At 67.1% G+C, this 17,865-nt stretch carries 14 protein-coding genes; 10 read left to right on the top strand and 4 right to left on the bottom strand.

Features of this window, described 5'->3' with window-relative positions; translation table 11 throughout:
- Nucleotides 1–56 precede the first annotated feature (56 nt).
- Nucleotides 57–602: a hypothetical protein gene (locus tag QOJ24_RS20025; protein ID WP_526264378.1), complete on the bottom strand. Its 546-nt coding sequence runs from the start codon at nt 600–602 to the stop codon at nt 57–59.
- An 18-nt stretch (nt 603–620) separates the two neighbouring features.
- Here QOJ24_RS20025 and QOJ24_RS20020 point away from each other — a divergent pair, with 18 nt between their 5' ends.
- Genes QOJ24_RS20020 through QOJ24_RS20005 form a run of 4 tightly spaced genes read left to right on the top strand, consistent with a single transcriptional unit; the run spans nt 621 to nt 7,139 of the window.
- Nucleotides 621–1,388, top strand: coding sequence for an endonuclease/exonuclease/phosphatase family protein (locus tag QOJ24_RS20020; RefSeq protein WP_526264376.1), 768 nt, complete (start codon nt 621–623; stop codon nt 1,386–1,388).
- Nucleotides 1,389–1,405: 17 nt separating this feature from the next.
- Nucleotides 1,406–5,611: a glycoside hydrolase family 38 N-terminal domain-containing protein gene (locus QOJ24_RS20015; RefSeq protein ID WP_526264374.1), complete on the top strand. Its 4,206-nt coding sequence runs from the start codon at nt 1,406–1,408 to the stop codon at nt 5,609–5,611.
- Entirely contained in the window at nt 5,608–6,228 is a 621-nt protein-coding gene (locus QOJ24_RS20010; protein WP_526264372.1) for a DUF7158 domain-containing protein, read from the top strand. The genes QOJ24_RS20015 and QOJ24_RS20010 overlap by 4 nt, the downstream gene beginning before the upstream one ends.
- The gene (locus tag QOJ24_RS20005; protein ID WP_526264370.1) at nt 6,228–7,139 is read left to right on the top strand and encodes an ROK family protein; all 912 of its coding nucleotides are present in this window, start codon (nt 6,228–6,230) and stop codon (nt 7,137–7,139) included. The genes QOJ24_RS20010 and QOJ24_RS20005 overlap by 1 nt, the downstream gene beginning before the upstream one ends.
- 34 nt (nt 7,140–7,173) lie before the next feature.
- Here QOJ24_RS20005 and QOJ24_RS20000 read toward each other — a convergent pair whose 3' ends face one another.
- Nucleotides 7,174–8,601 carry an amino acid permease gene (locus tag QOJ24_RS20000; protein WP_526264368.1) on the bottom strand — a complete coding sequence of 476 codons (1,428 nt, stop codon included), beginning with the start codon at nt 8,599–8,601 and terminating at the stop codon, nt 7,174–7,176.
- The gene (locus QOJ24_RS19995; protein ID WP_526264367.1) at nt 8,598–9,710 is read right to left on the bottom strand and encodes a DmpA family aminopeptidase; all 1,113 of its coding nucleotides are present in this window, start codon (nt 9,708–9,710) and stop codon (nt 8,598–8,600) included. The genes QOJ24_RS20000 and QOJ24_RS19995 overlap by 4 nt, the downstream gene beginning before the upstream one ends.
- Before the next feature lie 102 nt (nt 9,711–9,812).
- Between QOJ24_RS19995 and QOJ24_RS19990 the strand changes: the two genes are divergently transcribed.
- Nucleotides 9,813–10,433 carry a TetR/AcrR family transcriptional regulator gene (locus tag QOJ24_RS19990; RefSeq protein ID WP_526264365.1) on the top strand — a complete coding sequence of 207 codons (621 nt, stop codon included), beginning with the start codon at nt 9,813–9,815 and terminating at the stop codon, nt 10,431–10,433.
- 8 nt (nt 10,434–10,441) lie between these two features.
- Here the strand turns inward: QOJ24_RS19990 and QOJ24_RS19985 are convergent, their stop codons facing one another.
- Entirely contained in the window at nt 10,442–12,058 is a 1,617-nt protein-coding gene (locus tag QOJ24_RS19985; RefSeq protein ID WP_526264363.1) for a PucR family transcriptional regulator, read from the bottom strand.
- Nucleotides 12,059–12,182: 124 nt separating this feature from the next.
- Between QOJ24_RS19985 and QOJ24_RS19980 the strand changes: the two genes are divergently transcribed.
- The 5 genes from QOJ24_RS19980 to QOJ24_RS19960 all read left to right on the top strand — a co-directional run bounded on the left by QOJ24_RS19980 (nt 12,183) and on the right by QOJ24_RS19960 (nt 17,603).
- A complete protein-coding gene (locus QOJ24_RS19980; protein ID WP_526264361.1) occupies nt 12,183–13,676 on the top strand; it encodes a CoA-acylating methylmalonate-semialdehyde dehydrogenase in 1,494 nt (497 codons plus the stop codon).
- A gap of 14 nt (nt 13,677–13,690) precedes the next feature.
- Nucleotides 13,691–15,103, top strand: a complete 1,413-nt coding sequence (locus QOJ24_RS19975) for an aminotransferase family protein (protein ID WP_526264359.1) — start codon at nt 13,691–13,693, stop codon at nt 15,101–15,103.
- 232 nt (nt 15,104–15,335) lie between these two features.
- The gene (rplJ, locus tag QOJ24_RS19970) at nt 15,336–15,866 is read left to right on the top strand and encodes a 50S ribosomal protein L10 (RefSeq protein ID WP_526264357.1); all 531 of its coding nucleotides are present in this window, start codon (nt 15,336–15,338) and stop codon (nt 15,864–15,866) included.
- Between the two features lie 61 nt (nt 15,867–15,927).
- A complete protein-coding gene (rplL, locus tag QOJ24_RS19965; RefSeq protein ID WP_526264355.1) occupies nt 15,928–16,320 on the top strand; it encodes a 50S ribosomal protein L7/L12 in 393 nt (130 codons plus the stop codon).
- Between the two features lie 197 nt (nt 16,321–16,517).
- On the top strand, nt 16,518–17,603 hold the full coding sequence (locus QOJ24_RS19960) for an ABC transporter ATP-binding protein (protein ID WP_526264353.1): 1,086 nt from the start codon (nt 16,518–16,520) through the stop codon (nt 17,601–17,603).
- The last annotated feature ends 262 nt before the right edge of the window (nt 17,604–17,865 follow it).

Here is a 17,865-nt window from a genome sequence, read left to right as displayed (position 1 = left end):
GACGAAAGGGCCTACGCGGCATGGCGCCCGGTGTGACAATGCTCACCCGCCGACAGTCAGTGCGTGATGCCCAACCGGTCGGTGAGCACCAGAAATGCGACGGCGAAGTCGTTTTGGCTGGTATCGGCCCGCAGCCTGTCCCAGTCCACTTGCTCGCGTACTGCCCGAACAACGGGTAACAGGGCCCCGAAATCGCAGTGATGCTCGTTGAGCGCGTTCAGTTTCTCGGTGATGACGCGCGTGGGCGAAAGTACCCGCATCCGGATGGCCAGCACGTCGAGCACCTCGGCCGCCGCGATGTCGTCGGCGTTCACCGGGTTGCCGTTGAGCTGGTGCAGCACGTCGATGACGAACTGCTCCTCGACGCACGCCTTGAACAGCCAGTCCTCCGGTGTGCGGTCGAGCTGGAAACCGGCCTTCTCCAGCGTCAACGCCGCCGCCTCGGTGTCCTCCTCGGCGACCACGAAGTCGACGTCGTGTACGGGTTCCGGCCCGCCGTACGCCCAGAGCGCGTAACTGCCGGCCAGTGCGAACTCCGGCCCGTGCTCCTTGAGCGCCGAGGCCGCGCGCTTGAGCGCGTCGCGAAGATCGATATTCGTCATCGTGGGTACCTAGTACCCATGCGGATGGCGACCTTCAACATCCTGCACGGACGAAGCCTTCACGACGGCGCCGTCGAACTGGACCGGTTCGTGGAGTCCGTCCGCCTCCTTGACGCCGATGTGTTGGCGTTGCAGGAGGTCGACCTGGACCAACCCCGCTCGTCGATGGCCGATCTGACGGCGTTGGCGGCTCAGGCAATGGGCGCGGTGACCCACCGGTTCGTCGCGGCGCTCTCGGGCACACCCGGCGCGACCTGGATGGCGGCGACGGGTCGCGAACAGCCCGGTACGGCCGCCTACGGCATCGCGCTGTTGTCCCGGTTCCCGGTGCTGAGCTGGCAGGTGTTGCGCTTACCCCGGATCCCGGTGAGGTTCCCGATGTATCTACGCGAGCCGAAAAAGGTGCTGGTAGTGCACGAGGAACCGCGTGCGGCGATGGTCGCGCAGCTGGACACACCGCTGGGCACCCTGACGGTCGCCAACACGCACCTGACGTTCGTGCCCGGCTGGAATCGCCTCCAGCTGCGTCACCTCGTTCGCGATCTGCGCGGGTTCGACGGACCTCGGGTGCTGATGGGCGACCTCAACATGACGCCGCCGAGGACTGGGCGATGGGTGGGAATGCGCTCGCTCGCGGTCGCGCCCACCTTCCCCGGTAGCGACCCACACCGCCAGCTCGACCACATCCTCACCGACGATCCGACGCTGCGAGCCGACGACTGCCGGGCTCCTGAGTTGCCGATCTCGGATCACCGTGCGCTTGTTGTGGACGTTTCGCGGCCGTGACTACGTAGGGTGGCGTCGTGGCGTTCGGCGTGACCTCCGCGGAGTCGACGGACCTGTTCGTGGGGCCGGCCGACGCACCGCTGCAGTTGGTCAGGGTGGTCCACACCGGCGGCACATCGCCGATCGTCGTCGAAGGTGACGGTCTGACCACGCCGGAACCGCCCGCCGCCAACCCGGCCGGTGGAGTGGTCGAGGTGCCCGTCGAGGTGAGCGCCCCCGTCCCCGGTGAGAATCGCGCGGCGCGCGTGCTGTGTGACGGCACCACCACCGACTTCCAGTTCGTCGTCGCCGAGCCGGGCTGGACGATGTTCATGATCAGTCACTTCCACTACGACCCGGTCTGGTGGAACACGCAGGCCGCGTACACCAGCCTGTGGACCGAGGAGCCACCGGGCCGCGCCAGACAGACCAACGGGTTCAACTTGGTCGCCGCTCACCTCGAAATGGCGCGCAGGGAGCCGGAATACAAGTTCGTGCTGGCCGAGGTCGACTATCTCAAGCCGTACTGGGACACCCATCCGCAGGACCGGACGGACCTGCGCCGGTTCATCGGTGAGGGTCGCGTCGAGATCATGGGCGGAACGTACAACGAGCCCAACACGAACCTGACCAGTGCCGAGACGACGATCCGAAACTTCGTGGCCGGCATCGGCTTTCAACGCGATGTTGTCGGCGCCGAGCCTGCCACCGCCTGGCAGCTGGACGCGTTCGGCCACGACCCCCAGTTCCCGGGGATGGCGGCCGACGCCGGCCTGACGTCCAGTTCGTGGGCGCGCGGGCCGCACCATCAGTGGGGTCCGATGCAGAACCAGGGCGACCCCGAGCGCATGCAGTTCTCCAGCGAGTTCGAGTGGATCTCGCCGTCGGGCCGCGGGCTGCTCACCCACTACATGCCTGCGCACTACTCGGTCGGCTGGTGGATGGATTCCTCGGCGACCCTCGAAGAGGCCGAAACGGCGACGTACGAACTGTTCTCGTCGCTGAAGAAGGTCACGCTGACACGCAACGTGCTGCTGCCGGTCGGCACCGACTACACGCCGCCGAACAAGTGGGTCACCGAGATTCACCGCGACTGGAATGAGCGCTACACCTGGCCGCGGTTCGTGTGTGCGCTGCCACGGGAGTTCTTCGCCTCCGTTCGGGCGGAGCTGGTGGAACGGGGAATCGCGGCGTCGCCGCAGACCCGCGACATGAACCCGATCTACACCGGCAAGGACGTCTCCTACATCGACACCAAGCAGGCCAACCGCGACGCCGAGAACGCGGTGCTGGACGGCGAACGCTTCGCCGTTTTCGCAAGCCTGCTCGGCGGCGCCAGCTACCCTCAGGCCGCGCTGGAGAAGGCGTGGGTGCAGCTGGCCTACGGCGCCCATCACGACGCGATCACCGGCTCGGAGTCCGACCAGGTGTACCTCGACCTGCTGACGGGCTGGCGCGACGCCTGGGAGCTGGGGCGCGCGGCGCGCGACAACGCGCTCGAGCTGATCTCGAGCGCCGTCGACGGAACGGTGGTGGTGTGGAACACGTTGACGCACAACCGGACCGACGTGGTGACGGCGCGACTCGACGAACCACTCGGCGACGGTGTGCGGGTGACCGATGCCGACGGCAACGAGTCACCCGCACTCGCCGAGCACGGTGGCCGGTCGGTGAGCTGGCTGGCGCGAGACATCCCCTCGCTGGGCTGGCGCGCCTACCGCCTGACCGCCGGGTCGGCGCAGACGGGCTGGAAAGCGCGCAGCGGCACCGAGATCAGCAACGACCGCTATCGGCTGCGGGTCGACCCGGCACGGGGAGGCGCGGTCTCATCGCTGACCGACGGCGGCCGCGAGCTGCTCGCCGACGGCAAGGTCGGCAACGAGCTGGCGGTATACGACGAGTACCCGGCACACCCGGACGCGGGCGAGGGCCCGTGGCACCTGCTGCCCAAGGGGCCGGTGGTCGTCTCGTCGACCGAATCCGCGGAGTCCGTGCAGTGCTACCACTCCGCGCTGGGCGAGCGGTTGGTGGTGCGAGGCCGAGTCGGCTCCGTGCTGCGCTACACCCAGACATTGACACTGTGGCATGACGTTGCGCGCGTGGACTGCAGCACCACCATCGACGACTTCACCGGTGAGGACAAGCTGCTTCGGCTGCGCTGGCCGTGCCCCATCCCGGGAGCGATGCCGGTCAGCGAGGTCGGCGACGCCGTGATCGGCCGCGGCTTTGCGCTACTGCACGAACTCGGCTGCGCGGAGTCCGTCGACACCGCGAAACATCCTTACACACTGGACAATCCGGCCTACGGATGGTTCGGACTGTCATCGGCGATGCGGATCCGAGTGGGCGACTCGGTGCGGGCGGTGTCGGTGGCCGAGGTGGTCTCGCCGACAGAGGCCGAGTCGGCGGCGACGGCTCGCGATCTGATGGTGGCGCTCGTCCGCGCAGGCGTCACCGCCACGTGCAGCAGCGCCGACAGATCCCGCTACGGCGACCTCGAGGTCGACTCCAACCTCCCCGACGCCCGGATCGCGCTCGGCGGTCCCGACGAGAACTCTTTCACCGCAGCGGTGTTGGCCGAAGCCGACGCGGCCTATACCGACGAGTTGAAGCGTCAGCTGTACGAGACCGGATCGGCACGGGTGTTCGTTCCCGCTGCCGCTCCGCTCGCGACGGCCTGGCTGCCCGGCGCGGACCTGCGCGGTGTGCGGACACTTCCGGTGCTCATCGTCGCCGGCGGCAACGGACTCGACGCAGCGGTCGCGTCGGTCGTGGAAGACCTTGTCGACGCGGAGATCTCGGTCGACCAACAGGCGGCTCCGGACGTCGAGCCGTTCGACGCGCGGACCGTTGCGGTGCTCAACCGCGGCGTGCCCAGCTTCGCCGTCGACACCGACGGCACCCTGCACGCGTCGCTGATGAGGTCATGCACCGGCTGGCCGTCCGGAGTGTGGATGGACCCGCAGCCGCGACGCACCGCACCCGACGGCTCGAACTTCCAACTGCAGCACTGGACACACACGTTCGATTACGCGCTCGCCTCCGGCGACGGTGACTGGCGATCTGCCGCGGTTCCCGACCGGAGCGCCGAATTCTCACACCCTGTATTGGCGGTTGCCGGAAGCCGTAGTGCCGCAGGGGGGTTGCCGAGCTGGGGCTCGCTGTTGCAGATAGAACCCGCAGGCACCGTCCAACTCGGCGCGCTGAAGGCGGCGGGCAACCCGCTGGCATCCGGAAGCAGCCAACCCGTCGACCCGACCGAAGCGGTGGCGATTCGTCTGGTCGAAACGGTAGGCACCGCTACCGAAATCGCCATCACCTCCGGCTTGCACAGGGTGTCGTCGGCATCCCGGGTCAACCTGCTCGAGGAGCCGCGGCTGCACAAGCATCGCGCTTTCGAAGGCGTCGAGCTGCAGGGCTACGAGATCGCCACGATGTTGACCCGGCTGAACATGCCGCGCGTACTCGAGGCCGACCACGCCCAGCTCGCGCCCGAGGCCGAGGCGGCGCAGCCACTGTATGCGCGGTACTGGCTGCACAACCGTGGCCCGGCGCCACTGGGCGGACTGCCCGCCGTTGCCCATCTGCACCCTCAGGCCTCGGTCGCCGAGCCAGGTGACCAAGTCGTGCTCCGGCTCACCGCAGCAAGCGACTGCACCGACTCGGTCCTGCACGGCACCGTGCGGCTGCTGTGCCCCGACGGCTGGACGGCCAGTCCGCCGAGCCTGCCGTTCGTGCTGCCGGGCGGCGGGCATCTGGAGGCCGACATCGAGCTGACGATGCCGCCGGGCACCCCGCCGGGGCTCTATCCGGTCCGCGCCCAGCTCGCGGTCACCGGGGACGACGCAGAGTCGATGCCTGCGTCGTGGCGCCAGGTCGTCGAGGACGTCGCCACCGTGTCGGTCGGTACACCCAGGGAAGACAACGAAATCGTCTATCTGGTGGGCGAACCCACCGGCGTCGAGGTGGCTGCCGGTGACACCGCGCGGCTCACGGTCACGGTCGGCACATCGGCGGGCGCGAGCCTGTCGATGGAGGCGCACCTGATCAGCCCGTGGGGAACGTGGGAGTGGATCGGGCCCGCCGCGCAGGGCGCTGTGCTGACGCCGGAAAAGACGGTGGAACTGGGGTTCGATGTCGCGCCACCACCCTGGGTGCAACCCGGCGAATGGTGGGCGCTGATCCGGGTGGGTTGCGCCGGACGGTTGCTCTATTCGCCTGCCGTCAAGGTGACGGTCCGATGAGCCACCCGCACGTCGCCGCCACCGTCGCGGGTCACGACGTGCGAGTCGCCGATGTCGACGCCCGAGAGTCGCGGCTGCGGGACGCGGTGCCCGCTGCGGTGTTGCCGCGCGCGGGAACCAGCGAGGGACGCCAGCTGCGTCGCTGGCTGACGCAGCTGATGGTGACCGAGCGGGTGATCGCCGCCGAGGCTGAAGCGGCCGGCCTGACTGCCGTCGGCGCGCCCGCGGAAGATGAACTGCTGCCGGACAATTCGGCGCGGCTGGAGATCGGCAGTGTCGCCGCGGCGGCGTTGGCCGATCCGCTCGCCCGGGTGATGTTCGCGCACGTCACGTCGACCGTCGCCGTCTCCGAAGCCGACATCGCCGGGTACCACGAGCGCAACCCGTTGCGCTTCGCAGCGCCGTCGGACGCCGGAAACGGCTGGCGTACCGCCACATCCGTCGCCCCGCCGCTGGATGCCGTTCGACCGCTGATCGTGGAGCATCTGCGAGGTGCCGCGCGTCGACGGGCATTCCGGCTATGGCTCGACGCGAGACGTGCCGAACTGGTCCGGCTCGCACCCGGCTACGAGCACCCGGGCGACCCGCGACAGCCCGACAACACGCACAGGCACTGATGAACGATCAGGCGCTGGCGATCGACATCGGCGGCACGAAGATCGCCGTGGGACTGGTCGATGGCGATGGACAACTCGGCCGCCACGCCCAGCTGCCGACGCCGGAGAGCGACGCGGAGGCCATCTGGGCGGTGGTCGACTCGTTGGTGACCGAGGCGCTGGCCGCGGCGGGAGGTCACGTCCGCGGTGTCGGGATCTCGTCGGCGGGTCCGATCGATCTGCCGTCGGGCACCGTCAGCCCGATCAATATCACGCAGTGGCAACGCTTTTCGATCGTCGATCGGGTGACCAAGTTGGTCGGTGCGCCCGTACGTCTTGCCGGGGACGGGTTGTGCATGGCGATGGGTGAGCGGTGGCGTGGCGCAGGTCGCGGCGCGCACTTCATGCTCGGCATGGTCGTGTCGACGGGCGTCGGCGGCGGTCTCGTGCTCGACGGCGCGCCCTACGACGGGCGCACCGGCAATGCCGGGCACGTCGGCCACGTCGTCGTCGAGCCCGACGGCGCACCGTGCACATGCGGCGGTCGTGGCTGCGTGGAGACGATCGCGTCGGGCCCGAACATGGCGCGCTGGGCCCGCGACAACGGCTGGGACGCGCCGCCCGAGGCGGACGCCAAGGAGCTCGCCGACGCCGCCAACGCGGGAGACCCGCTGGCGCTCAAGGCCTTCAGGCGTGGGGCCACCGCCGTCGCGGCGATGATCGCGTCGGTGGGAGCGGTCTGCGATCTGGATCGCGTCGTCATCGGCGGGGGAGTGGCGAAATCGGGAGCACTGCTGTTCGACCCGGTTCGCGAAGTGCTGGCCGTGCACGCGGGCCTGGACTTCCTGCACGACCTGCAGGTGGTGCCCGCCGAACTGGGTGGTGACGCCGGCCTCGTCGGCGCCGCCTCTCTGGTGATTTCGGCGCGCTAACGTGCGCTCAGCGTCGATTACCGCGCCGAAATCGCTAGGGGGCAGTCGCTACTGCGGGCCGGTCGGGCTGTCCGACGAAGTAACCGATCAGCAGGCCGACGAACGGTACCGCGGCAAGAACGGCGCTCAGCGTGGCGCTGCCACCGGTGACGAGCGTGAAGTTGGACAGTACGAGCCACAGACTGGCCAGCAGACCGACACAGGCCAGCGCGGGGGCGATCCCGGTCTGCCAGATGCGCCCACCCGCCTGCTCGCGGTGGCGGACGAAGTACACCAGCACCGCGATCGACGTGGTGAGCATGAGCAGCACCATGCCGACCGTCGCCACACCGGCCATCGAACCGAACACCCCGACCAACGGGTCGACCCCGAACACCGCAAGGAGCAACACAATCGTCGCCGCCGTGATCGTCTGCACCACCGAGGAGAAGGCGGGCGAGTGGTGCGTCGAATGGACGGTAGCGAGCCGACGCGGAAGCAAACCCTTTCCGGCAAGGACGAATTGATAGCGCGCGATCACGTTGTGGAAGGACAGCACGCAGGCGAACAGGCTCGTCAGCAGCAGGACGTTCACGACATCCCTGCCGATCCGACCCAGTGTGTCGTCGGTGGTGTCGAGCAACATGTTGGCGTCGCCGTCGAGGGTGCGCTGTGCCACCTCGGCGACCTGATCGGGTCCGATGGCGACGACGAACGCCCAGCACGTCAGCGCGTAGAAGCCGCCGATGATGAGCACCGCGGCATAGGTCGCGCGGGGGATCGTGCGCTCGGGATCGCGCGCCTCGTCGCGGAACACCGCCGTCGCCTCGAAGCCGATGAAGCCGGTCAGCGAGAACAGCACCGCGATGCCGAGGCTGCCGGTGGTGAAGATGTCAGGCCGAAACGGCTCCAGGGTCAGGCCCGACGGGCCGGGGCTGACGACGATCACGAAGTCGAGAAGGACGACGATGCCGATCTCGAGGGCCAGCGCGACGCCGAGCACCTTTGCGCTCAGGTCGATGTGGCGGTAGCCCAGCAGGGCGACGATCGCCAGGACCGCGAAGGAGTAGACGGCCCAGGGGATTTCCGGGCCGCCGTAGAAACCCACGGTGTCGCCGATCGCCCACCCGATGTAGCCGTAAATGCCCACCTGTATCGCGGTGTAGGCGATGAGTGCGACCACCGCGATGCCGGTGCCCGGGCGCTTGCCGAGCCCGAGGGTCACGTAGGAGAAGAACGCGCCCGCCTCGGGCACATGCGGCGTCATGGTCACGAAACCGATGCTGAACAGCAGCAGCACCACTGCGGCGATGATAAAGCCGACCGGCGCGCCCGCGCCGTTGCCGAGCCCCATCGAGAGCGGCATGTTGCCGCCGATCACAGTCAGCGGCGCCGCGGCGGCCACCACCATGAACACGACGCCGACGGTGCCGAGGTGGCCGCTGAGCCGCTGCGTCTCATCAGTTGTCGGGTTCTCGATCATCGGTCCTCCTGGTGGCGAACGGGTTGGGCAAGCGCCTGCCGGAGCAGGTCGTGGTCGACGGCGTGAGCGGTGATGCCGTTGCGTCCGGTGAGCGTGGTGGCGGCCACCATGGCATTGACGATCGCCTCTTCTGTGGCCTCGATCGTCAAGTCGAATAGCCGCGTCATCAACTGCGGAGCAACCATTTTCAGTGGAATCTCGGGCCGGGCGACGAGGGTGTCCTCGTCCCAGGCATAGGGCGGAATGCCGCGGTTTCCGGTGGAGAACGCGAGCATCAGGTCGCCGCTGTACTGTTCGCCTGCGCCGCCGACTCTGGCGACACCCACGGCGGCGCGCTGCGCGAGCCTCGCGCACTGGTGGGGGAGCAGCGGCGCGTTGGTGGCGACCACGACGATGATCGAACCCGAGCCGGGCTCGTAGCCGGCCGGGGTCTGCGGCAGCGGCACCCGATCGGGTCCGATCACGTCGCCGACGGGAACGCCGTTGACGCGCAGCAGCTCTCGGCGACCGTGGTTGGCCTGCACGAGAACTCCGACGGTGTACTGACCCACCGCAGTGTCGGTCACCCGCGATGAGGTACCGATGCCGCCTTTGAACTCGTGGCAGATCATGCCCGTTCCGCCGCCGACATTGCCCTCGGCGACCGGCCCGTCACTCGCCGACGCCAGCGCTTCGCGCACGTGGTCGGCTCGTATGTGGTGGCCGTTGATGTCGCTGAGCACCCCGTCGTAGGTTTCGCCGACGACGGGCAACGACCAGTACACCCCGTCGCCTCTGGCCTGCACCTGTGCCTCGACGAGGGCATCGCGCACCACGCCGACGCTGTGGGTATTCGTCAGGGCGATCGCCGTGGTGAGTTCTCCGGACTCGCGGATCCATTCCAGCCCGGTGAGTTCACCGCTTCCGTTGAGCCGGTGAGTGCCCGCGAACACCGGTTCGTTCCAGATTTCAGGGTGGGGAATCACGACTGTCACGCCGGTGTGCACGGCAGGGGGGCCGGTTTCGTCGAGGGTGACATGGCCGACGCGCACGCCGGGGACGTCGGTGATCGCGTTGTCGGCGCCGGTCGGATGCCTGCCGATGGTGATATCGAGTTCTCTGGCTCGCATGTGTCCCTACCTGGAGGCCAGGCCCCTGAGAGTTTTTTTCCTTGAAGGAAAATAATGCGCTTCCGGTGGGGCTGGCGCAAGTGGTTGACCGAAATTGGGATCATGGGACGCGTGGCACGTCCGAACCGGCAGACGCAACGACGCAAAGAGATCCTCGACGCGACCATTGGATTGATCGAGCGCCACGACCTGGCGACGCTGCGACTCACCGACGTCGCCGCCGAACTCGGGACCACCGCCAATGCCGTGCGCTACTACTTCAAGGACATGCACCAGCTGCTCTCGGAACTCGCCCTGCGTTCCGATGTCCGCTTTTACGACGATCGCCTTGCTGCGGCTACGCACACCCGCGACGTGTGCGAGCAATTGGCGATGACGATCGCCGCCGGATTGCCGACCGGGCCGGACGACGCCGAGTGGCGCGCCATCTGGCGAGCCGTGTTGGCGGCCGGCTTCGAACTCGACCAGCGCCGAGACGTGCAGGGGATCTACCACCGGCAGGTCAAGTTGTACATTCGCATCCTCAACGCCGGCGCCAAGGCTGGCACGTTCACATTGCGAACGCCTGCGCGCGATGTGGCGATGACGCTGATGTCGATGGAGGACTACCTCGGCTACCGCATCGTGGCGCGCGATCCCGAGTTGAGCAGGAAAACGGCCCTGCGCCTGATGCGCCAGTACGCCGAGTTGGCAACGGGCGCAACGTTACCCAAGATCGTATAAACGCCAGGTCAGCCCGCGACTGCGCTGTCTGCGCCCCTGCGGGTCTCCAGCACCAGCATCGCGACGTGCAGCGAGACCATCGATTCGGCGTCGGAGAGGTCCACGCCGAGGGTGCGCTCGATGGCGGTGAGCCGTTTGTAGAGCGCCGGTCTGCTGATGTGCAGACGCGCTGCCAACGCTGCCTTGTTGCCCGCCAGGCGCAGATATTCGCGCAGCACGATGAGATCCGAACGCGGACCGCCGCGGTCGGCCGTCAGCAGCGCCTTCAGTTCGGTCTCGGCGAAGGCCTGCACCCGAGCGTCATTCTGCAACAACGAGATCAGTCCACGCAGCCGCACATCGGATGCCCGATAGAACTGCCGGTCCGGCGGCTCCATCGCCAGCGCCACCTCCGCCACGTGGGCGGAATCGGTCAGTCCGTGGGTGGCATCGGTGACGACGTCGGCAGGTGTCCCGACCGCGAGCACCGAATGCTGCACCCCGTCGATGCGCATGACTTCGCGATTCACCGCGTCACCGAGCGCATTCCATGCCCTGTCCGCGCCTCCCGCGCGGTTGGAACTCAACGCGATAACGGCACCAACCTGGCCATCGCTGCGGGTGGCGAACAGCCCGGTGTGGCCCGACGCGTTGACGGCATGGGCGACGGCGTCGAGCAGGGCAACATTGCGGCGCTGCCTCGCCAGCGGATCCGCCCCGGTCGGGTGATAGCGCACCCGTACCGTCACCGGAAAGTAGCGTGAAGCCTTCCGCAACCCCAATGCATGTGCGCGGACGGCGATTTCGCGTTCATCGCTCATCCGGTCGCGGAGTACCTCGTCGATCAGACCGCTCTGCGCCTGCTGATGCAGGCCGGCCCGGTCACGTTCGATCATCCGGTCCATCGCGAGCGCTACCGCCGCCCGCTCCAGCACTTTGGTGGCACGAGCGGTATCGGCCGCGGCACGCGGGACGATCAGCCGCCCCCACTCCTCGCCGCGGGTTCCCACTGCCGTCATCAGCCAGCTGTCCTCGCCGCCCTCGCCGGAGGCCCGCCGTGAACGTCGCTCCCAGTCTTCGAGGAGGTCGACCGTGTTGTCGGGCCCGGGTGCCACTGCGAGCGCCTGATGGGCCAGGTCCTCCAACACCACCGGCTCACCGACCATGCGGGCAGCGGCAGCGACGATTCCGCCCGCCGATACTCGCTTCATGCTGAGGTCGGTGAAGGTCTCGTGCACTCGACGGTCGAAGGCCACCTCCTCGAACTGTTCGGCCACGATCCGACGGTGCACCTCCTCGGTCACCTCGACGAACTTGATCTCGCGGTGCAGTTCCACCAACGCCACGTTGAGCTCGTCGGCGAGAGTCGCGGCCGCCTCGGGCAGTGGTCCCGCGGCGCCCAGTTCGACGACGACACCGAGCGCTCCCGCATCGGCGAGCCCGCGCAGGTACCTGGCGGGTGCCTTGCGCAGCGCTGCACCGGTGGTCAGCACCAATTCCCCGCCCTGAAGCAGTGCCGACCAATCCGCGATGTCACCGACGTGAACCCAACGGATCGGCTCATCCCATCGCCGAGCACTGAGGATCCTGGGCTGACCGGCCGCGATAGCGGGCAGCGCGATCACCTCAGCCACGGTCGGAGTCATTTACACAGTGTAATCAGACAGCCGATATCAGAGACATGATGTATCCGTGGAGCGTCCGTTCGGAGACCCACACTTGAGGAGCCGAACGGTCGCACGCGACCGACCCACTCTTGAAGAGAGCTTCATGCCGCACACCATTTCGCATTGGACCGACAACAAGCCGTTCGCTGGCAGCAGCACCGACACTGCGCCGGTGACGAACCCGGCCACCGGTGAGGTGACCGGTGAGGTGGCACTGGCCAGCGTGCAGGACGCGCGTGTGGTCATCGATGCGGCAGCGGCGGCATTCCCCGCGTGGCGGGACACCTCATTGGCCAAGCGCACCCAGATCTTGTTCGCGTTCCGCGAATTGCTCAACGAGCGCAAGGGTGAGCTCGCCGAGATCATCACCTCCGAGCACGGCAAGGTGGTCTCCGATGCGCTCGGCGAGGTGAGCCGCGGCCAGGAGGTCGTCGAGTTCGCCTGCGGTATACCGCATCTGCTCAAGGGTGGGTTCACCGAGAACGCCTCGACGAAGGTGGACGTGTACTCGATCCGCCAGCCGTTAGGACCCGTGGCGGTGATCTCCCCATTCAACTTCCCCGCCATGGTTCCGATGTGGTTCTTCCCGATCGCGATCGCCGCCGGTAACACCGTGGTGCTCAAACCGTCGGAGAAGGACCCGTCGGCGTCGATCTGGATGGCCGAGCTGTGGGCCGAAGCCGGGCTTCCGCCCGGGGTGTTCAACGTGCTGCAGGGCGACAAGACCGCCGTCGACGAGCTGCTGACCAACACCGCGATCAAGTCGGTGTCCTTCGTCGGCTCCACCCCGATTGCGCAGTACGTCTACGCCGCCGGCACTGCCGCGGGCAAGCGGGTGCAGGCGCTGGGCGGCGCGAAGAACCACGCGGTGATCCTGCCCGACGCCGATTTGGACCTGGCCGCCGACGCGATGGTCAACGCCGGCTTCGGCAGTGCAGGGGAGCGCTGCATGGCGATCTCGGCGTGTGTCGCGGTCGGGCCGATCGCCGACGACCTGGTCGCCAAGATCGCCGAACGCGCCGCGACCATCAAGACCGGTGACGGCCGCAAGGATTCCGACATGGGCCCGCTGGTGACCAAGGTGCACCGCGACAAGGTCGCCTCCTACATCGACGCAGGCGAGGCCGACGGCGCCAAGATCGTCGTCGACGGCCGCGGCGCGCAGGCCGACGGCGGCCAGAACGGGTTCTGGTTGGGGCCCACCCTCATCGACCACGTCACCCCCGAGATGAGCGTCTACACCGACGAGATCTTCGGCCCCGTTCTCTCAGTGGTGCGGGTGGAGACCTACGACGAGGCGCTGAATCTGATCAACGCCAACCCCTACGGCAACGGCACCGCGATCTTCACCAATGACGGCGGCGCCGCACGTCGCTTCCAAAACGAAGTCGAAGTGGGCATGATCGGCATCAATGTCCCCATCCCGGTACCGATGGCCTACTACAGCTTCGGCGGCTGGAAAGCCTCGCTGTTCGGCGACACCCACGCCCACGGCGCCGACGGCGTGGCATTCTTCACCCGCGGCAAGGCCATCACTCAACGCTGGCTCGACCCCAGCCACGGCGGCCTCGAACTCGGCTTCCCCCAAAACAAGTAAGTGGTGACACCTACATGACGAATCTCGACGAGCGCACCGACAACGCAGTGCTGCCCAACGGGTTGAGCCTCGACGACGCCCGTGCGCAGGCGGCCCGAACGTACGAACTCGACCGCTCGCACGTATTCCACTCCTGGGCTGCCCAGGCGGAGATCACTCCGATGACCATCGTGGCGTCGGAGGGTTCCTACATCTGGGACGGTGACGGAAACCGCTTGTTGGACTTCGCTTCTCAGCTGGTTTTCACCAACATCGGCCACCAGCACCCCAAGGTAGTCGCGGCCATCCAGGAGCAGGCGGCCAAGCTCTGCACGGTTGCTCCGCAGCACGCCAACGACGCTCGCTCGGAGGCGGCACGGCTGATCGCAGAGCGAACCCCCGGCGACCTGAACAAGATCTTCTTCACGAACGGCGGCGCCGACGCCAACGAACACGCGGTGCGGATGGCGCGACTGCACACCGGCCGTTACAAGGTGCTCACTCGGTACCGCTCCTACCACGGCGGCACCGACACCGCGATCAACATGACCGGTGATCCGCGACGCTGGCCCAACGACTACGGAAACAGCGGCGCCGTGCACTTTTTCGGCCCGTTCCTCTATCGCTCGCACTTCAACGCCACGACCGAGGAGGAAGAAAGCGAACGCGCGCTGGCACACCTCGACGAGGTGATCCGGATGGAGGGGCCCGCGACCATCGCGGCGATCGCGCTGGAGTCGGTGCCGGGGACCGCGGGCATCATGGTGCCGCCCGCCGGCTATCTGGCCGGCGTCCGGGATCTCTGCGACCGGTACGGGATCATGTTGATCGCCGACGAGGTGATGGCAGGCTTCGGTCGTACCGGCAAGTGGTTCGCCATCGACCATTTCGATGTCACGCCCGACTTGATCACCTTCGCCAAAGGCGTGACATCCGGTTACGTACCGCTCGGCGGAGTGGCCATCAGTCCGGCGATCGCGGACACGTTTGCCCATCGCGCCTATCCCGGCGGCCTGACGTATTCGGGCCACCCGCTGGCCACCGCGGCCGCCGTTGCCACCATCAATGCGATGGAAGACGAGGGCATGGTCGCCAACGCGGCGCGAATCGGTGAAGAAATCCTCGGACCCGGACTGGCCGACATCGCCGAACGTCATGATTGCGTTGGCGAGGTCCGCGGTCTCGGCGTGTTCTGGGCGGTGGAACTGGTAGCCGACCAACAGACCAAGGAGCCACTGGCCCCCTACGGCGGGACCAGCGCCGCGATGAATGCTGTCGTCGGGGCGTGCAAGCAGGGCGGGATGCTTCCGTTCGCGAACTTCAACCGGATCCATATCGTGCCGCCGTGCACGGTGAGCGACCAAGAGGTCCGCGACGGCCTCGCCATCCTGGATACCGCACTCGACGTGGCCGCGCAGGCCTCGTCGGCGCCGCCGCCGCCGCTGTAACTGGTGACCGCCGTTTTGGCTGATCGACGGGCTATCCGCTACTCTTGAGCCGTTCCACCAAAGACCGTCGGTCACCGAGAAATCGGTTGAAGGTCCCGGATCGTCCGGGCGGCCCACGCAGGAGGACGAGGCAGTTGTAGATCAGCGCGCCCCGACCGTCTGCGTCGGGGCGTTCGTCGTTTCTCGGGCCTTCTGACATCCGACCTCGGTCACCAACTACGAGGAGGCATGCATGGCCAAGGCTGACAAGGCCACCGCGGTTGCCGACATCGCCGAACAGTTCAAGGAGGCGACGGCAACGCTCGTCACCGAATACCGCGGACTCACGGTGGCCAACCTCAAGGACCTGCGTCGCTCGCTCGGTGAGTCCGCTACCTATACCGTCGCCAAGAACACGCTGGTCAAGCGTGCCGCGGCGGAGGCCGGTATCGAGGGTCTCGACGAGCTTTTCGTCGGCCCCACCGCGATCGCGTTCGTCACGGGTGAGGCAGTCGACGCGGCCAAGGCGATCAAGAAGTTCGCCAAGGACAACAAGGCGCTGATAGTCAATGGCGGCTACATGGACGGTCGACCGCTGACCGTCACGGAGATCGACAAGATCGCCGATCTGGAGTCGCGCGAGGTGCTGCTGGCCCAGCTGGCCGGCGCGATGAAGGCCAAGACCACCCAAGCGGCCGCGCTGTTCCAGGCGCCCGCAGCGCAGGTGGCTCGATTGGCCGCCGCACTGCAGGAGAAGAAGGCCGCAGAAGAAGCTGCTGCGTAAAGCCGCGTACGTCACACCACCACAAAGACAGAAGAAGAAGAAGCAAGAAAGGACCATCACCATGGCAAAGCTGTCCACTGAGGATCTGCTTGACGCGTTCAAGGAACTGACCCTGCTTGAGCTCTCCGAGTTCGTGAAGGCGTTCGAGGAGACCTTCGACGTCACCGCCGCCGCTCCGGTCGCCGTTGCGGCCGCCCCCGGCGCCGCTGCCGGTGCGCCTGCCGAGGCCGCCGAGGAGCAGTCGGAGTTCGACGTCATCCTCGAGGCTGCCGGCGACAAGAAGATCGGCGTCATCAAGGTTGTTCGCGAGATCGTCTCCGGTCTGGGCCTAAAGGAAGCCAAGGATCTGGTCGACGGGGCTCCCAAGCCGCTCCTGGAGAAGGTCGCCAAGGACGCAGCGGACGAGGCCAGGACCAAGCTCGAGGCCGCGGGCGCGACGGTCACCGTCAAGTAGTTCCGACTACGTTCTACGTCCCTGTGGGGCTGATCTGGCAAACAGATCGGCCCCACAGTGGGTTTTACCGTCCTTGCTGGTGGGACCCGAGATGTGACCTCCGACTAGTGTCCCCGGACCGGCGTCGTAAGCTACAGTGACTCAAGCCACAGGCGGGGAGCGTGTGGCTGCAGAACTCATTGGCGGAAGGATCTCGCGTGGGCATTGGCATTCAGGTTGAGGGACTGACCAAGTCCTTCGGGCCCCAGCGAATCTGGGAAGACGTCACCTTCGACGTCCCGGCGGGCGAGGTCAGCGTGCTGCTCGGCCCGTCCGGTACCGGTAAGTCGGTGTTCCTGAAGTCGTTGATCGGACTGCTGCGCCCGGAGCGCGGCTCGATCATCGTCGACGGCACCAACATCATCGAGTGCACCGCCAAGGAGCTCTACGAGATCCGCACGCTGTTCGGCGTGATGTTCCAGGACGGTGCGCTGTTCGGCTCGATGAGCCTCTACGACAACACCGCTTTCCCCTTGCGTGAACACACCAAGAAGAAGGAAAGCGAAATCCGCAACATCGTCATGGAGAAGATGGAACTGGTCGGCCTGGCCGGCGACGAGAACAAGTTCCCCGGCGAGATCTCCGGCGGTATGCGCAAGCGCGCCGGGCTGGCCCGATCGCTGGTACTCGATCCGCAGATCATCCTCTGCGACGAGCCCGACTCGGGTCTTGACCCGGTTCGTACCGCCTACCTCTCCCAGCTGCTAATCGACATCAACGCGCAGATCGACGCCACGATCCTGATCGTGACGCACAACATCAACATCGCCCGCACCGTGCCCGACAACATCGGCATGCTGTTCCGTAAGCACCTTGTGATGTTCGGCCCGCGCGAGGTCCTGCTGACCAGCGACGAGCCCGTGGTCCGTCAGTTCCTCAACGGCCGCCGCCTCGGCCCCATCGGCATGTCCGAGGAAAAGGACGAGACGCAGATGGCCGAAGAGCAGGCCATGGTCGACGCCGGTCACCATGACGGCGGCGTCGAGGAGATCGAGGGCGTGCCGCCGCAGATCCAGGCGACCCCGGGCATGCCGGAGCGTGCGGCCGTCGGCCGCCGCCAGGCCCGCGTCCGCGAGATCATGCACACACTGCCGCCGAACGCTCAGGAAGCGATCCGCGACGACCTCGAGGGCACGCACAAGTATTCCGCGCACGAGAATCCCGACGACGGTGCTACCGCCCGGCATCGCACCGGCGATGACGAGGCGCCGACCGGACGTATCCCGGTCAGCGGAGAGCGCTGAGCCAACCCTTTTCACGAACTGCCGGCGGACGACAATCCGCCGGCAGTTCGCTTTTCACGTGTGACGTCCCGGCGGAATCTTCGTAAATACAGCCCTGAGTCTCGCGTCGACCGTTAGCGTTACCGGCGGTCCGCAGACGGGAGACGGCATGGGCGACCGGTTCTTGCTTTGGCTCGGTGCGGGCGCGGTGTGCGCCGGTGTGACGGTCGGGATGCTGCTCGGCGCGGGTACGGCCTCCGCCCAGACCGAATCCGATGGCGAC

It is taken from the genome of Mycobacterium sp., from assembly GCF_032159775.1.
In the GTDB taxonomy this organism is placed as follows: domain Bacteria; phylum Actinomycetota; class Actinomycetes; order Mycobacteriales; family Mycobacteriaceae; genus Mycobacterium.
This window is presented reverse-complemented; position numbering and strand designations above follow the sequence as displayed.

Excerpts from the sequence above, each read along its gene's own strand:
- rplJ (WP_526264357.1), top strand. The coding sequence starts at position 15,336 with ATGGCCAAGGCTGACAAGGCCACCGCGGTTGCCGACATCGCCGAACAG.
- QOJ24_RS20005 (WP_526264370.1), top strand. The coding sequence starts at position 6,228 with ATGAACGATCAGGCGCTGGCGATCGACATCGGCGGCACGAAGATCGCC.
- rplL (WP_526264355.1), top strand. The coding sequence starts at position 15,928 with ATGGCAAAGCTGTCCACTGAGGATCTGCTTGACGCGTTCAAGGAACTG.
- QOJ24_RS19990 (WP_526264365.1), top strand. The coding sequence starts at position 9,813 with ATGGGACGCGTGGCACGTCCGAACCGGCAGACGCAACGACGCAAAGAG.
- QOJ24_RS19995 (WP_526264367.1), bottom strand. The coding sequence starts at position 9,710 with ATGCGAGCCAGAGAACTCGATATCACCATCGGCAGGCATCCGACCGGC.
- QOJ24_RS19980 (WP_526264361.1), top strand. The coding sequence starts at position 12,183 with ATGCCGCACACCATTTCGCATTGGACCGACAACAAGCCGTTCGCTGGC.
- QOJ24_RS20010 (WP_526264372.1), top strand. The coding sequence starts at position 5,608 with ATGAGCCACCCGCACGTCGCCGCCACCGTCGCGGGTCACGACGTGCGA.
- QOJ24_RS19975 (WP_526264359.1), top strand. The coding sequence starts at position 13,691 with ATGACGAATCTCGACGAGCGCACCGACAACGCAGTGCTGCCCAACGGG.
- QOJ24_RS20020 (WP_526264376.1), top strand. The coding sequence starts at position 621 with ATGCGGATGGCGACCTTCAACATCCTGCACGGACGAAGCCTTCACGAC.
- QOJ24_RS20000 (WP_526264368.1), bottom strand. The coding sequence starts at position 8,601 with ATGATCGAGAACCCGACAACTGATGAGACGCAGCGGCTCAGCGGCCAC.
- QOJ24_RS20025 (WP_526264378.1), bottom strand. The coding sequence starts at position 602 with ATGACGAATATCGATCTTCGCGACGCGCTCAAGCGCGCGGCCTCGGCG.
- QOJ24_RS19985 (WP_526264363.1), bottom strand. The coding sequence starts at position 12,058 with ATGACTCCGACCGTGGCTGAGGTGATCGCGCTGCCCGCTATCGCGGCC.